Annotated in this window: 13 protein-coding genes; 9 read left to right on the top strand and 4 right to left on the bottom strand. The window is 68.5% G+C overall.

The annotated features are described in order from the left end of the window. Window positions 1-6 precede the first annotated feature (6 nt). Entirely contained in the window at window positions 7-2,016 is a 2,010-nt protein-coding gene (locus tag ACGFZQ_RS30090; protein WP_393842984.1) for a hypothetical protein, read from the bottom strand. 103 nt (window positions 2,017-2,119) lie between these two features. Next, window positions 2,120-2,329, bottom strand: coding sequence for a hypothetical protein (locus ACGFZQ_RS30095; protein WP_351732311.1), 210 nt, complete (start codon window positions 2,327-2,329; stop codon window positions 2,120-2,122). Window positions 2,330-2,462: 133 nt separating this feature from the next. On the opposite strand from ACGFZQ_RS30095, the gene ACGFZQ_RS30100 reads away from it, so the two are divergent. Next, window positions 2,463-3,437: a carbohydrate kinase family protein gene (locus ACGFZQ_RS30100; protein ID WP_351732313.1), complete on the top strand. Its 975-nt coding sequence runs from the start codon at window positions 2,463-2,465 to the stop codon at window positions 3,435-3,437. An 87-nt stretch (window positions 3,438-3,524) separates the two neighbouring features. On the opposite strand, the gene ACGFZQ_RS30105 is transcribed toward ACGFZQ_RS30100, so the two are convergent. After that, window positions 3,525-4,901, bottom strand: coding sequence for a cysteine desulfurase/sulfurtransferase TusA family protein (locus tag ACGFZQ_RS30105; RefSeq protein ID WP_393842985.1), 1,377 nt, complete (start codon window positions 4,899-4,901; stop codon window positions 3,525-3,527). A 326-nt stretch (window positions 4,902-5,227) separates the two neighbouring features. Between ACGFZQ_RS30105 and coxB the strand changes: the two genes are divergently transcribed. The 4 genes from coxB to ACGFZQ_RS30125 all read left to right on the top strand — a co-directional run bounded on the left by coxB (window position 5,228) and on the right by ACGFZQ_RS30125 (window position 9,730). Then, complete coding sequence (coxB, locus tag ACGFZQ_RS30110) at window positions 5,228-6,190, top strand: cytochrome c oxidase subunit II (protein ID WP_351732318.1); 963 nt, start codon at window positions 5,228-5,230, stop codon at window positions 6,188-6,190. Beyond that, complete coding sequence (gene ctaD / locus ACGFZQ_RS30115; protein WP_351732320.1) at window positions 6,187-7,920, top strand: cytochrome c oxidase subunit I; 1,734 nt, start codon at window positions 6,187-6,189, stop codon at window positions 7,918-7,920. The genes coxB and ctaD overlap by 4 nt, the downstream gene beginning before the upstream one ends. Further along, the gene (locus tag ACGFZQ_RS30120; protein WP_046727399.1) at window positions 7,917-8,315 is read left to right on the top strand and encodes a cytochrome c oxidase subunit 4; all 399 of its coding nucleotides are present in this window, start codon (window positions 7,917-7,919) and stop codon (window positions 8,313-8,315) included. The genes ctaD and ACGFZQ_RS30120 overlap by 4 nt, the downstream gene beginning before the upstream one ends. 152 nt (window positions 8,316-8,467) lie before the next feature. Beyond that, complete coding sequence (locus ACGFZQ_RS30125) at window positions 8,468-9,730, top strand: Ig-like domain-containing protein (protein WP_351732322.1); 1,263 nt, start codon at window positions 8,468-8,470, stop codon at window positions 9,728-9,730. Between the two features lie 104 nt (window positions 9,731-9,834). Here the strand turns inward: ACGFZQ_RS30125 and ACGFZQ_RS30130 are convergent, their stop codons facing one another. After that, window positions 9,835-10,236: a hypothetical protein gene (locus ACGFZQ_RS30130; RefSeq protein WP_351732324.1), complete on the bottom strand. Its 402-nt coding sequence runs from the start codon at window positions 10,234-10,236 to the stop codon at window positions 9,835-9,837. A gap of 178 nt (window positions 10,237-10,414) precedes the next feature. Here ACGFZQ_RS30130 and ACGFZQ_RS30135 point away from each other — a divergent pair, with 178 nt between their 5' ends. From ACGFZQ_RS30135 to ACGFZQ_RS30150, 4 genes are all read left to right on the top strand, one after another. Further along, window positions 10,415-11,035 carry a heme-copper oxidase subunit III gene (locus ACGFZQ_RS30135; protein ID WP_393842986.1) on the top strand — a complete coding sequence of 207 codons (621 nt, stop codon included), beginning with the start codon at window positions 10,415-10,417 and terminating at the stop codon, window positions 11,033-11,035. A 77-nt stretch (window positions 11,036-11,112) separates the two neighbouring features. Further along, window positions 11,113-11,925 carry a cytochrome c gene (locus tag ACGFZQ_RS30140; protein WP_351732327.1) on the top strand — a complete coding sequence of 271 codons (813 nt, stop codon included), beginning with the start codon at window positions 11,113-11,115 and terminating at the stop codon, window positions 11,923-11,925. Then, a complete protein-coding gene (locus ACGFZQ_RS30145; RefSeq protein ID WP_393842987.1) occupies window positions 11,922-12,980 on the top strand; it encodes a Rieske 2Fe-2S domain-containing protein in 1,059 nt (352 codons plus the stop codon). Before ACGFZQ_RS30140 ends, ACGFZQ_RS30145 begins: the two co-directional genes overlap by 4 nt. Further along, on the top strand, window positions 12,977-14,641 hold the full coding sequence (locus ACGFZQ_RS30150; protein WP_393842988.1) for a cytochrome bc complex cytochrome b subunit: 1,665 nt from the start codon (window positions 12,977-12,979) through the stop codon (window positions 14,639-14,641). The genes ACGFZQ_RS30145 and ACGFZQ_RS30150 overlap by 4 nt, the downstream gene beginning before the upstream one ends. Window positions 14,642-14,674 lie beyond the last annotated feature (33 nt).

Raw genomic sequence — 14,674 nt, forward strand, 5'->3', positions numbered from 1 at the left:
TGTGTCTCAGCCCACCTGCGGGTCGAGGGTCGTCGCCTTCTCCTTCGGGACCGCCGTGCCGTCCGTACCGACCACCTTCCGGCCGTCCAGCGGCGCGTCGAGACGCACCGTCTGGTGGTACTGCTTGGCGATCAGGATGCAGATCTTGTCCGGCCAGGGCGTCTCGGTCACCTTGACCACCACCTGCTCCGAGCCCTCGTCCGCGGAGGCCTTGTAGTCGGCGCACACCCCGCCGGTGAAGGCCACGGTCAGCTCGCTGCCGTCGGCCGTGTAGCCGTCCACCTTCACGTCCTTCGGGGTCCCCGGCGAGGAACTCGGCGTCGGGGAGGCGGCGGAGGCCAGGTACTTCGGGTCCACCGCCGGATAGGTGACGGTGTACGAGTTTGCCGCGCCGCGAACCTGGAACAGCCAGGACGGCACCAGCGCCTGCCGGCCGCCGACGGACTGCGCGGCCAGCCCGAACACCGCGTTGTCGATCACGGCCGAGGCGGCCGGGGAAGCGGACGACGTCGAGGCGGAGCACGGCTGCTCCAGCCGGTCCTTCAGCGGTACGGAACTGGCGCAGCCGCCGATGCCCATCCGGTGGTCGGAGCGGGGCGCCGCGTTCATCAGGCCCAGCGTCTTCTCGGCGCTCAGCACCGGGTACGTGTCGCCCTTGGCCGGCGTCGCCAGCATCCCGTTGCCGCCGACGACCTCGCCCTGCTTGCTGACGGTCAGTCCGGTCGTCCAGCCGTACGTCGGCAACCCGCCCACCACGGGATCGGCGTTCACCGCCCGCTGGGCGCCCATGACCTGGCTCGTGTCGAGCTTCGCGTCGTCCTGGCCGAGCGCCTTCAGAACCGGCGCCGCCGCCTTCTCCGCGACCGAGACGCTCACCGGGTCCCCGGCCGGTGCCGCCGGGTCCTGGGCGCATACGAGGCCGCTCTTGCAGTTGTCGGTGCCGGGGGCGTAGCGGCTGTACGTCCAGATGCCGGGGGTGGCCCTGTTCACCTGGAGACTCCCGCCGGAGCCGTCGTTGTCGGTGCCGACCTTCCACACCCCGCCCTCGGCGACCGGCGTCCCGTCGATCCCGAGGGCCTTCGCCAGCGCGGCCACCCGGTCCTTGGAGACCTCACCGGCCGGCTGGTACACGGCGGCCGAGCCGGGTCCGTCGGGGAGCGTGCCGCCTGCCTTGTAGGTCATGCCGTAGGGGTTGGGCTCGCCCGCGGCTATCCCGTTGCCCCCGGTGGAGTAACCGTCCAGGGCGAGCGGCGGGGGAGTGGAACCACCGGAGGCGCTGGTCCCGGCCCCAGTCCCGGTACCGCCGCCGGAGCCGCCGCTCGCGGCGAGATAGGCCCCACCGCCACCGATCAGCAGCACGGCGGCGGCCACGGAGGCGATGACAGCGGGGGACCGCCGCCGGGCGGGGTGACCGGAGTCGCCCCCGAACACCGCACCGACACCGGGGAGCGAGGCCACCTCGGACTCGGGGGTTTCTTGTGACTGCGGGGCCCTGTCCGGGCCGGAGGATTCCGGCGACTGCGGGGCCGGGTCCGGGGCGGGGGTTCCCTGAGACTCCGGGGCCGGGGTCTCTTGCGGCTTCCGGGCCGTTTCCGGCTTCGGGGTCTCGTCCGGGGCGGGATCCCTGTCGGCAGAGGGGGCCACGGCCGACCGGGGGCTTCCTGCGGGCTCGGGGTCCGTCTCCGCGGCGGGGGGCGCTGCCGGCTCCGGGGTTGCATCCGGCTCGGCAGTCTCGGCCGCATCGTCGGCCGCGGTCGGCGCGGGGCTCGCCGTGGGCTCGGGGGCCGTCTCCGCGGCCGGGGGTGCTGCCGGCTCCGGGGTTTCTTCCGGGGCCGGGGCCGTTTCCGGCTTCGCCGTGGGCCTGTCCCGTGTCGGGCGGGCGGTGCTTTCGGCGGGCTCCGCGCTGGGCCGGGCGTCGGGCTCGGCCGCCTTCGGCGACTCCGTGGTCCGGGCCTCGGGGGGCTCCCCGCCGGTGCCCGCGGCCGCGTCGTCGTTCTCGGGTCGCTCGCTCTTCACCACATCGCTCCTTGCCGCGTGTCGTATCCCGCCTCCCCTTCAAGGGGGACGGCGATGGGACGCGGGAGGGGAGCGCGCGGTTCCCTGAAACGCGCCGGGCGGCTCAGTCGCCGTAGTCGGACATCGCGTCCAGCAGCTTGGCGGACTTCTTCGGCACGGTCACCCCGTGGATGAGTGACGGCGGCACCGGCCGGGCATCGCTGTGATCGGGAACCGCCCAGTGCGGGGCCATCCGCGCGCAGTCACCGCGCAGCGACGCCAGGTCGCCGTCGAGGTCGGCCGGAGCGGGGGCGTGGACCTTGAGGTTCGTCATGACCGAACGGTATGCACGTCGGGCGCCGCGAAGAAAGATCTACTATCGGGTAGTTTTGGCGCCTTCAACGTGCCCCGGCCGACCCGGTAGCGTTAACTGTCAATTACGCCTCCCCCTCAGGAGAGTCCCAGCCGTGCGCATCGCAGTCACCGGCTCCATCGCCACCGACCACCTCATGACCTTCCCCGGCCGCTTCGCCGACCAGCTCGTCGCGGACCAGTTGCACACGGTCTCGCTGTCCTTCCTGGTCGACAACCTGGACGTACGCCGGGGCGGCGTCGGCGCGAACATCGCGTTCGGCATGGGACAGCTCGGCACCCGGCCGGTCCTGGTGGGCGCGGCGGGCTTCGACTTCGACGAGTACCGGGCCTGGCTCGGCCGGCACGGCGTCGACACGGACTCCGTCCGTATCTCCGAGACCCTGCACACCGCGCGTTTCGTGTGCACGACCGACGCCGACCACAACCAGATCGGCTCCTTCTACACGGGCGCGATGAGCGAGGCCCGCCTGATCGAGCTGAAGACCGTCGCCGACCGGGTGGGCGGCCTCGACCTGGTCCTGATCGGCGCGGACGACCCCGAGGGCATGCTCCGCCACACGGAGGAGTGCCGCGCCCGCGCCATCCCCTTCGCCGCCGACTTCTCCCAGCAGATCGCCCGGATGAACGGCGACGAGATCCGGATACTGCTGGACGGCGCGACGTACCTCTTCTCCAACGAGTACGAGAAGGGGCTGATCGAGACCAAGACCGGCTGGAGCGACGAGGAGATCCTCGGGAAGGTCGGCCACCGGGTCACCACGCTGGGCGCCCGCGGGGTGCGGATCGAGAAGGCCGGCGAGGAGACCATCGAGGTCGGCTGCCCCGACGAGGAGCGCAAGGCGGACCCGACGGGCGTCGGCGACGCGTTCCGCGCGGGGTTCCTCTCGGGCCTGGCGTGGGGGGTCTCGCTGGAGCGGGCGGCCCAGGTGGGCTGCATGCTGGCGACCCTCGTCATCGAGACGGTGGGGACGCAGGAGTACCAGCTGCGTCGTGGGCACTTCATGGAGCGGTTCACGAAGGCGTACGGGGACGAGGCCGCGGAAGAGGTTCGGGGCTACCTGGTCTGAGTTTCGGGGGCGGGGGCGTGGGGGCTGGTCGCGCACACGCGGCGGCAGCCGCAAATCGACACAGCCCCGCGCCCCTGACGGGGCGCCTCAGCTGATCCGGCGGACCAAGTACGCCGTTCCTCTTTCTGCCTTCTCCTCACCCACGTACTCCTGGCCCCGCATCTCGCACCACGCGGGGATGTCCAGTCGTGCGGCCTCGTCGTCGGACAGGACCCGCACCCTGCCGCCCACCGGCACTGTCCCGATGACCTTCGCCAACTCGATAACGGGGATCGGGCACCGCTTGCCCAAGGCATCCACGACGAGTACGTCCTCGTGGACGGCCGCCGTCGGCACCGGCGCCCCCAGCTTCTCCCGCACCCCCGCCACCACCCCCGGAAGCACCTCCAGGAACCGCGCCACATCCCCCTCGGCCGCCCCCGTCGGCAGGGACACCCGCACGTTCCCCTCGCTCAGCACGCCCATCGCCTTCAGCACATGGCTGGGCGTCAGCGTGCTGCTCGTGCAGGACGATCCGGACGACACGGAGAAGCCCTCGCGGTCGAGCTCGTGGAGCAGGGTCTCTCCGTCGACATAGAGGCAGGAGAAGGTGACGACGCCCGGCAGGCGCCGGTCCGCGTCCCCCACCACCTCCACGTCCGGGACCAACTCCGGCACTCGCGCCCGGATCCGCGCCGTCAGCTCCCGCAGTCGTACGGCCTCCTGCCCGGCCTCCGCCCGGACGGCCCGCAGTGACGCGGCCGCCGCCACGATCGCCGGAAGGTTCTCGAAACCGGCCGAACGCCCCGACTCCCGCTCGTCCGAAGCCCCTTGGACGGCGAACCGCACCCCTTTGCGTACGACCAGGAGCCCGACCCCGCTCGGCCCGCCCCACTTGTGCGCACTCGCCGTCAGCAACGACCAGTCGCCCTCCACCCGCCCCCACCCCAGCGACTGCGCCGCGTCCACCAGCAACGGCACCCCGGCCGACCGGCACGCCTCGGCCACCGACGCCACCGGCTGCACGGTCCCCACTTCGTGGTTGGCCGACTGGAGGCACGCGAGCGCGGTGTCCGCGCGGAGGGCGGCGGCGTACGACTCGACGTCCACCGCGCCGGTCCGCCGCACCGGCACCCGCGTCACCTCGCCGCCCTCGGCCTCGAACACCTCGGCCGAATGGAGTACCGAGGAGTGTTCGACGGCTGACACGATCAGGTGACGTCCGGTACGGCGCCGACCGGCCAACGCACCTGCCATACCCGTATGGACGGCCCGAGTCCCGGACGGCGTGAACGTCAGCTCGTCCGCCCGACAACCGACCGCCTCGGCAGCCGCCTCCCGCGCAGCATCCAGCAGCATGCGCGCCTTCCGCCCCTCGCGATACAACCGGGACGGATCGGCCCACCCGTCGTCCAGTGCAGCCAACAGAGCCTGACGGGCAACGGGATGAAGAGGGGCGGCAGACGCGGCGTCAAAGTAGGGCACACAGCAACGGTAAAACGCCGGTAGGGCACCCAACCTCAGGGGCGCGGGACTGTACCTATTTGCGGCTCCGCCACGTGGGCGCGACAAGCCACAACGCACCCGCACACGCGCACGAAACCCCACCAACCCGAGCTATTGGGCGCCCATTCCCACCCCTACGGAGTGACCCGCGGCGCGTATGCCCCCCTCCCCGCGACCCCCCGAATCGCGTCGGCTAGGGTTTGGTCCGCATAAACATCCAAACCCCTGCCCGACGCAGGGCGGCGACCGACCAGCGAGAAGGCCGCAGCCGAACCGCGCGGGCGAGACTCTCGGGAAGGCGCTACGTGAGTCCCAACGGCTCCGACCGCTCGCCGCGGCGCCCGATGCGGCGGAAGCTGCTGCAGGCAATGACCGCGGGCCTGGTCCTTGCGACCGCTACCGGTTGCACATACAAGGACTTCCCCCGCCTTGGTATGCCCACCCCGACCACGGAAGAGGCTCCGCGGATCCTCTCCCTGTGGCAGGGATCCTGGGCCGCCGCGCTCGCCGTCGGCGTGCTGGTGTGGGGTCTGATCATCTGGAGCGCCATCTTCCACCGGCGCAGCCGCACCAAGATCGAGGTTCCGGCCCAGACCCGGTACAACATGCCGATCGAGGCGCTGTACACGGTGGTTCCGCTCATCATCGTCTCGGTGTTGTTCTACTTCACCGCGCGTGACGAGACGAAGCTTCTCAGCCTCACCGACAAGAAGCCCGACGTCACGGTCAACGTGGTCGGCTTCCAGTGGAGCTGGGGCTTCAACTACATCACGCCCGTCGACGGTGTCTCCGGCGACGCGAAGACCGACGCGAACCTGGACGCCATTCCGGACCGGTTCAAGAAGGAATTCCCGGCCGCCGCCGGTGGCGTCTACGACGTCGGTACGCCGGGCACCAAGAACCCGCAGACCGGCAACCCCGGTCCGACGCTCTGGCTGCCCAAGGGTGAGACCGTCCGCTTCGTCCTCACCTCGCGTGACGTCATCCACTCCTTCTGGGTGGTGCCGTTCCTGATGAAGATGGACGTCATCCCGGGCCACACCAACGCGTTCCAGGTGACTCCCAATCAGGAGGGCACCTTCCTCGGCAAGTGCGCCGAGCTCTGCGGTGTCGACCACTCCCGGATGCTGTTCAACGTGAAGGTCGTCTCGCCTGAGCGCTACCAGCAGCACCTCAAGGACCTCGTCAAGAAGGGGCAGACCGGTTACATTCCCGCCGGCATCGCGCAGACGAGCCACGAGAAGAACCGGGAGACGAACAACCTGTGAGCATCCTCAACGAACCCCAGGGTGCCGCGGCTGAAGGCTCGTACGCTGACGAGCTGCCGGTCAGGCGCAAGCAGCCCGGCAATGTCGTGGTGAAGTGGCTGACGACCACCGACCACAAGACCATCGGAACGCTCTATCTGGTCACGTCGTTCGCGTTCTTCCTGATCGGCGGTGTGATGGCGCTGCTGATGCGCGCCGAGCTCGCCCGCCCCGGTCTGCAGATCATGTCGAACGAGCAGTTCAACCAGGCGTTCACGATGCACGGCACGATCATGCTGCTGATGTTCGCGACGCCGCTGTTCGCCGGCTTCACGAACTGGATCATGCCGCTCCAGATCGGTGCGCCGGACGTCGCCTTCCCGCGGCTGAACATGTTCGCCTACTGGCTCTACCTGTTCGGCTCGACCATCGCGGTCGGCGGCTTCCTCACCCCGCAGGGTGCGGCCGACTTCGGCTGGTTCGCCTACTCGCCGCTGTCGGACGCGGTCCGCTCGCCGGGCATCGGCGCCGACATGTGGATCATGGGTCTGGCCTTCTCCGGCTTCGGCACCATCCTCGGCGCGGTCAACTTCATCACCACGATCATCTGCATGCGTGCGCCGGGCATGACCATGTTCCGCATGCCGATCTTCGTGTGGAACGTGCTGCTGACCGCCGTCCTGGTCCTGCTCGCCTTCCCCGTCCTCGCCGCCGCGCTGTTCGCGCTGGAGGCGGATCGGAAATTCGGGGCACATGTCTTCGACGCGGCAAACGGCGGAGCCTTGCTCTGGCAACACCTCTTCTGGTTCTTCGGCCATCCAGAGGTGTACATCATCGCCCTGCCGTTCTTCGGCATCATCTCCGAGGTCATCCCGGTCTTCTCCCGTAAGCCGATGTTCGGCTACATGGGCCTGATCGCGGCGACCATCGCGATCGCCGGCCTGTCCGTGACGGTGTGGGCCCACCACATGTACGTCACCGGCGGTGTGCTGCTGCCGTTCTTCTCCTTCATGACGTTCCTCATCGCCGTACCGACCGGCGTGAAGTTCTTCAACTGGATCGGAACGATGTGGAAGGGGTCACTGAGTTTCGAGACCCCGATGCTCTGGGCCACCGGCTTCCTGATCACCTTCACCTTCGGTGGTCTGACCGGGGTCATCCTGGCCTCGCCGCCGATGGACTTCCACGTCTCCGACTCGTACTTCGTGGTGGCCCACTTCCACTACGTGGTCTTCGGCACGGTCGTCTTCGCGATGTTCTCCGGCTTCCACTTCTGGTGGCCGAAGATGACGGGCAAGATGCTCGACGAGCGCCTCGGCAAGATCACCTTCTGGACGCTGTTCATCGGCTTCCACGGCACGTTCCTGGTCCAGCACTGGCTGGGCGCCGAGGGCATGCCGCGCCGGTACGCCGACTACCTGGCGGCCGACGGCTTCACCATGCTGAACACGATCTCGTCGATCAGCTCCTTCCTGCTCGGCCTGTCGATCCTGCCGTTCCTCTACAACGTGTGGAAGACGGCCAAGTACGGCAAGAAGGTCGAGGTCGACGACCCGTGGGGCTACGGGCGTTCGCTGGAGTGGGCGACCTCCTGCCCGCCGCCGCGGCACAACTTCGTCACCCTGCCGCGGATCCGCAGCGAATCCCCGGCCTTCGACCTGCACCACCCTGAGATCGCCGCCCTGGAGCAGCTGGAGCACGGTCACGTCGCCGCCGCCGCTGTCACGGGCAGCAAGGAGGCCGGCAAGTGAAGATCCAGGGCCGCATGTTCGTGTGGCTGAGCGTCTTCGTCCTCGCCATGGCGATCGTCTATGGCGTGTGGTCGAAGGAGGCGGCCGGTACCACGGCGCTCTTCATGGCCTTCGGCCTGTGCATCATGATCGGCTTCTACCTGGGCTTCACGGCCTCGCGGGTGGACGCCGGTGCCCAGGACAACAAGGAGGCCGACGTCGCGGACGAGGCCGGCGAGGTGGGCTTCTTCAGCCCGCACAGCTGGCAGCCGCTCGCCCTCGGCGTCGGTGGCGCGCTGGCCTTCCTCGGTGTCGCCGTCGGCTGGTGGCTGCTGTACTTCTCGGCGCCCATCATCATGATCGGCCTCTTCGGCTGGGTGTTCGAGTACTACCGCGGTGAGAACCGCACCCAGTAAGCACGCGCCGAGCGCACACCGGGAGCCCGGACCTTCTGTCAGGAGGGTCCGGGCTCCCGCTCGTACGGCAGTTCCCGCCTTCGGCGCAGTACCGGTCCCCCGTCTGGAGTACCTGGCGTGCCGGTCCGGAAAACCTCTCATAGCGTGACCATATGAGTCACTCTCCGTGCGCCCGTACCGTCGTCAGCTGCACCCTGCTGGTGACCGCCCTCGGCGCGGGCGTCACCGCCTGCGGATCGGACGGCAACCCGCTGTCGGGCAAGCCGTACGACGCGGCGGACCAGGTCTCCTTCAACACCCCTACCGGCGCCGGGAAGCGGGCCGACCCCGACAAGCCGCTGGAGGTCGTCGCCAAGAGCGACGAGGACCGGATCACGGACGTCACGGCCGAGGACGCCACCGGTCGCCATGTGGCGGGCGAACTCGACGCCGACGGCCGTCGCTGGCACAGCACCTCCCCGCTGGCCGCCAACGCCCACTACACGGTCCAGGTCAGCACCGAGGACGAGGACGGCGCGCCCGGCCGCAAGGTCCTCACCTTCGACACCAGCGTGCCCACCACCCAGCAGCGGCTGAAGGTCACCTTCGGCCCCAAGGGGGGCGCGTACGGCGTCGGTCAGCCCGTCACCGCCCAACTCGACCACGCGGTCAAGGACAAGGCCCAGCGCGCCGTCGTGGAGCGTGCCCTCAGGGTCGACTCCGTCCCCGCCGTCGAGGGCTCCTGGTACTGGGTGAGCGACAAGGAACTCCACTACCGGCCCAAGGACTACTGGCCGGCCCACGCCACCCTCCAGGTGCACAGCAACCTGGACGGCGTCAAGATCAGCGACCGTCTGTGGGGCGGCGCGGCCAAGCCCCTGAAACTCACCATCGGCGACAAGCTCCTCGCCGTCACGGACGCCGCCGCCCACCAGATGACGGTGTACAAGAACGACAAGGAGATCGACCAGATCCCCATCACCACCGGCAAGGCGGGCTTCGAGACCCGCAACGGCGTCAAGGTCGTCCTGGAGAAGCAGTACTTCGTACGCATGCGCGGCTCCACGGTCGGCATCGCCGAGGGCACCTCGGACTCCTACGACCTCCCGGTCTACTACGCCACCCGGGTGACCTGGTCGGGCGAGTACGTGCACGCCGCGCCCTGGTCGGTGGGCTCCCAGGGGTACGAGAACGTCAGCCACGGCTGCACCGGCATGAACACCTCGAACGCCGAGTGGTTCTACGACACGTTCCACCCGGGTGACGTGGTGAAGGTGGTCAACTCCAACGGCAAGGAGATGGAGAACTTCGGCAACGGCTTCGGCGACTGGAACCTCGCCTGGAAGGACTGGCGCAACGGCAGCGCCCTCATCAACGGCACCCCGGACGGCCCGAAGCCCCAGGACGCGGTGCGCTTGCAGCCGACGTCAGTGTGAGAAACCAGGGGCGCGGGGCGACAGTGGATATGCGGCTACCGCCGCGCGGGCGCGACCAGCCACATGCGGCCCGCACGCGCGAACCCACCGCGCCCCGCCCTCTCCTAGGCGCTCTGCAGCCTCTGCTGCCGCAACAAAGACGCCAGCGCGGCCGCGAACTCCACCGGATCCACCGGCAGCGTCACAGCCGCGTCCGCCCGGCTCCACGTGGCCAGCCACGCGTCCTGCGGCCGCCCGATCAGCAGCAGCACCGGCGGGCAGTTGAACACCTCGTCCTTGATCTGCCGGCACACCCCCATGCCCCCCAGCGGCACGGCCTCGCCGTCCAGCACGCACACGTCGATGCCGCCCTTGTCCAGCTCGGTGACGACCGCCTGAGGCGTCGCGCACTCCACGAACTCGACGAACGGCACATCGGGAGCCGGCCGCCGGCCCGCGGCCAGCCGTACCTGCTCGCGGGTGTTGGAGTCGTCGCTGTAGACCAGCACCGTGGCGGTCGGCTGCATTGTTCCTCCGGGACGTCAGCGTCGTACGGACAGGACCGATGCGCCGGATGCTACTCCCCCGGACACCTCGTCAACACCTGTTGGAACACCGCTTCGATGGGCCATCCGGGCAGTACACACGGTGCGGACACCCCGAACGGCACCCCCCGGAGTGAGCGCGAGATAAGCGACCGACATAATGTCGGTCGTGGCGACAGCAACGACAGTAGAAACCGGGCACGCGCACCCGTCGGTCAATCGGCCGAACCTCACCAGCGTCGGAACCATCATCTGGCTGAGTTCCGAGCTGATGTTCTTCGCGGCCCTCTTCGCGATGTACTTCACCCTGCGATCGGTGACCGGTCCGGATCACTGGAAGGAGATGGCGAGCCATCTCAACATTCCGTTCTCCGCGACCAACACCACGATCCTGGTGCTCTCCTCCCTCACCTGCCAGCTCGGCGTGTTCGCCGCCGAGCGCGGGGACGTGAAGAAGCTCCGGGGCTGGTTCATCATCACCTTCGTGATGGGCGCGATCTTCATCGGCGGTCAGATCTACGAGTACACCAGCCTGGTGAAGGAGGACGGCATCTCGCTCTCCTCCGACCCGTACGGCTCGGTGTTCTACCTGACCACCGGGTTCCACGGCATGCACGTGACGGGCGGCCTCATCGCCTTCCTGTTCGTCCTCGGCCGCACCTACGCGGCGAAGCGCTTCACGCACGAGCAGGCGACCGCGGCCATCGTCGTGTCCTACTACTGGCACTTCGTCGATGTCGTCTGGATCGGCCTTTTCGCCACGATCTATCTGATCAAGTAGCCGGGCCGGCTCCACGCGCTGCAGAAGCGCACCACCCAGAAGCATCGACGCAGAAGATCCTGACACCGGGGTAATCCGTGAAAAAGCTCTCCTCACGACGACGCCATCCGCTGGCGGCGGTCGTCGTCCTACTCTTTGCGCTGGCGGCCACTGGGGGGCTGTACGCCGCGCTCGCGCCCGCGGGCCAGGCGCAGGCCGATGAGACCTCCCAGTCCCTGACCATCGAGGAGGGCAAGAAGCTCTACTCGGTCGGCTGTGCCAGCTGCCACGGCACCGGCGGTCAGGGCTCGTCCGACGGTCCCAGCCTGGTCGGCGTGGGCGCCGCGGCCGTCGACTTCCAGGTCGGCACCGGCCGGATGCCGGCCGCCACGTCGCAGGGCCCGCAGGTCGTCGCGAAGAAGAACATCTACACCCAGGCCCAGATCGACCAGCTCGCGGCGTACGTCGCCTCGCTGGGCGCCGGTCCCGAGGTGCCGACCAAGGAGCAGTACGGCCCGGGCGGTGCCGACATCGCCGCGGGCGGCGAGCTCTTCCGCACCAACTGCGCGCAGTGCCACAACTTCGTGGGTGCGGGTGGCGCGCTGACCAAGGGCAAGTTCGCGCCGAGCCTGGAAGGCGTCGCCCCGAAGCACCTCTACGAGGCCATGCAGACGGGCCCGCAGAACATGCCGTCCTTCCCCGACACCACGCTGTCGGAGAAGAACAAGAAGGACATCATCGCGTACCTCGACGCGGTCAACAGCCCCAAGACGGTGAACCCCGGCGGTCTCGACCTGGGCGGCCTCGGGCCGGTCAGTGAGGGTCTGTTCGCGTGGATCTTCGGTCTCGGCGCCCTGATCGCGGTCGCCGTCTGGGTCGCCGCTCGGACCGCAAAGGCCAAGAAGTCATGAGTAGCCAAGAGATTCCAGAAGAGAACCTGCCCGCTGAGCAGGGCCACGCGCACGGCGCCGTGAGCATCGCGGACGAGAAGGACCCGTTCGCGGACCCCGGTCTGCCGCCTCACGAGCACCGGATCCAGGACATCGACGAGCGGGCCGCCAAGCGGTCCGAGCGTGTGGTGGCCCTGCTGTTCACGGTGTCGATGCTGGCCACCGTCGGCTTCATCGCCTCCTACGTGACGATCCCGAAAGACAAGTCGATCTTCGTCTTCCCGATCGGTCACATCAGCGCGCTGAACTTCGCGCTGGGGCTGACCCTCGGTGTGGCGCTGTTCTGCATCGGCGCGGGCGCGGTCCACTGGGCCCGCACCCTGATGTCCGACGTGGAGGTCGCCGACGAGCGGCACGCCATCTCGGCCCCGCCGGAGGTCAAGACCAAGGTCCTGGCCGACTTCAAGCAGGGTGCCAAGGAGTCGGCGATCGGCCGGCGCAAGCTGATCCGCACCACCATGCTCGGCGCGCTGACCCTGGTCCCGCTCTCCGGTGTCGTGCTGCTGCGCGACCTCGGCCCGCTGCCCGGCACCTCGCTGCGCCACACGGCGTGGTCGAAGGGCAAGCTGCTCGTCAACATGAACACCAACGAGCCGCTGCGTCCCTCCGACGTCGCCGTCGGCTCGCTGACCTTCGCCAAACCCGAGGGCGTCGAGGAGTCCCAGGAGGACTTCCAGAACGTGATGGCGAAGGCGGCCCTGATGATCATCCGGCTGCAGCCGGACAACATCAAGGACAAGCGCGAGCTGGAGTGGTCCCACGAGGGCATCGTGGCCTACTCGAAGATCTGCACCCACGTGGGCTGTCCGATCTCGCTGTACGAGCAGCAGACCCACCACGTGCTCTGCCCGTGCCACCAGTCCACCTTCGACCTCTCCGACGGAGCCCGAGTGATCTTCGGCCCGGCCGGTCACGCCCTGCCGCAGCTGCGCATCGGTGTGAGCGAGGAGGGCTACCTCCAGGCGCTCGGCGACTTCGACGAGCCCGTCGGTCCTGCTTTCTGGGAGCGCGGATGAGCACTAACGAGAACTCCACGCGGACATCAGCCGCTGACGCGGCGGGCCGCGGCGAGCGCGGGAAGGCCCCGGCCGGCGAGCGCGTCGCCGACTGGGCCGACGGACGGCTCGGGATCTACTCCCTGGCCAAGTCCAACATGCGCAAGATCTTCCCCGACCACTGGTCGTTCATGTTGGGCGAAGTGTGCCTGTACAGCTTCATCATCATCATCCTGACGGGTGTGTATCTGACGCTGTTCTTCCACCCGTCGATGAACGAGGTGGTGTACCACGGCAGCTACGTCCCGCTCCAGGGACAGATGATGTCCGAGGCGTTCAGCTCGACCCTGCACATCTCCTTCGACGTGCGCGGTGGTCTGCTCATCCGGCAGATCCACCACTGGGCCGCGCTGATCTTCCTCGCCGGCATGTTCGTGCACATGATGCGCGTGTTCTTCACCGGCGCGTTCCGCAAGCCGCGTGAGATCAACTGGCTGTTCGGCTTCCTGCTGTTCGTCCTGGGCATGTTCACCGGGTTCACCGGCTACTCGCTCCCGGACGACCTGCTCTCCGGCACCGGTGTCCGCTTCACCGAGGGCGCCATCCTGTCGATGCCGATCGTCGGCACGTACATCTCGTACTTCCTCTTCGGTGGCGAGTTCCCCGGTCACGACTTCGTGGGGCGGTTCTACTCGATCCACATCCTGCTGCTGCCGGGCATCATGCTCGGCCTGGTGGTGGGCCACCTGATCCTGGTCTTCTACCACAAGCACACGCAGTTCGCGGGTCCCGGAAAGTCCGAGAAGAACGTCGTCGGCATGCCGCTGCTGCCGGTCTACATGGCCAAGGCCGGAGGCTTCTTCTTCCTGGTCTTCGGTGTCATCGCGGCCATCGCGGCGACCACCCAGATCAACCCGATCTGGGCCATGGGCCCCTACCGTCCGGACCAGGTGTCCACCGGCGCCCAGCCCGACTGGTACATGGGCTTCGCCGAGGGTCTGATCCGTTACATGCCCGGCTGGGAGATCAACTTCTGGGGCCACACCCTGGTCCTGGGCGTCTTCATCCCGCTGGTCCTGTTCGGTCTGGTGCTGGGCGCGATCGCGCTCTACCCGTTCATCGAGTCCTGGGTCACCGGCGACAAGAGCGAGCACCACATCCTGGACCGCCCGCGCAACGCCCCGACCCGTACCGGGTTCGGTGTCGCCTGGGTGACCGTGTACATGGTCGGCCTGATCGGTGGTGGCAACGACCTCATCGCCACCCACTTCCATCTGTCGATCAACGACGTGACCTGGTTCGTCCGGATCTTCTTCTTCGCCGGACCGGTGATCGCGTTCCTCGTCACCAAGCGGATCTGCCTCGGCCTGCAGCGCCGGGACCGCGAGAAGGTGCTGCACGGTCGCGAGACCGGCATCATCAAGCGGCTGCCGCACGGTGAGTTCATCGAGGTGCACGAGCCGCTCAGCCAGGAGCAGCTGCACACCCTCACGGCCCACCACCAGTACGAGCCGGCCCAGGTCGGCGCGGCGGTGGACGAGAACGGTGTCGAGCGCAAGATCAAGGGGTCCGAGAAGCTCCGCGCCAAGCTGAGCAGCGCCTACTACGGCGAGGACAACCAGATCCCGAAGCCCACCGTCGAGGAGTACAAGGAGATCACGAGCGGCCACGGCCACCACTGATCGACCGCGTCGCCACGCCACGGTCGAAGGGCC

Origin of the sequence: Streptomyces sp. NPDC048254 (assembly GCF_043201895.1) — a bacterium.
In the GTDB taxonomy this organism is placed as follows: domain Bacteria; phylum Actinomycetota; class Actinomycetes; order Streptomycetales; family Streptomycetaceae; genus Streptomyces.

Excerpts from the sequence above, each read along its gene's own strand:
- ACGFZQ_RS30135 (WP_393842986.1), top strand. The coding sequence starts at position 10,415 with ATGTCGGTCGTGGCGACAGCAACGACAGTAGAAACCGGGCACGCGCAC.
- ACGFZQ_RS30125 (WP_351732322.1), top strand. The coding sequence starts at position 8,468 with ATGAGTCACTCTCCGTGCGCCCGTACCGTCGTCAGCTGCACCCTGCTG.
- ACGFZQ_RS30095 (WP_351732311.1), bottom strand. The coding sequence starts at position 2,329 with ATGACGAACCTCAAGGTCCACGCCCCCGCTCCGGCCGACCTCGACGGC.
- ACGFZQ_RS30145 (WP_393842987.1), top strand. The coding sequence starts at position 11,922 with ATGAGTAGCCAAGAGATTCCAGAAGAGAACCTGCCCGCTGAGCAGGGC.
- ACGFZQ_RS30150 (WP_393842988.1), top strand. The coding sequence starts at position 12,977 with ATGAGCACTAACGAGAACTCCACGCGGACATCAGCCGCTGACGCGGCG.
- ACGFZQ_RS30130 (WP_351732324.1), bottom strand. The coding sequence starts at position 10,236 with ATGCAGCCGACCGCCACGGTGCTGGTCTACAGCGACGACTCCAACACC.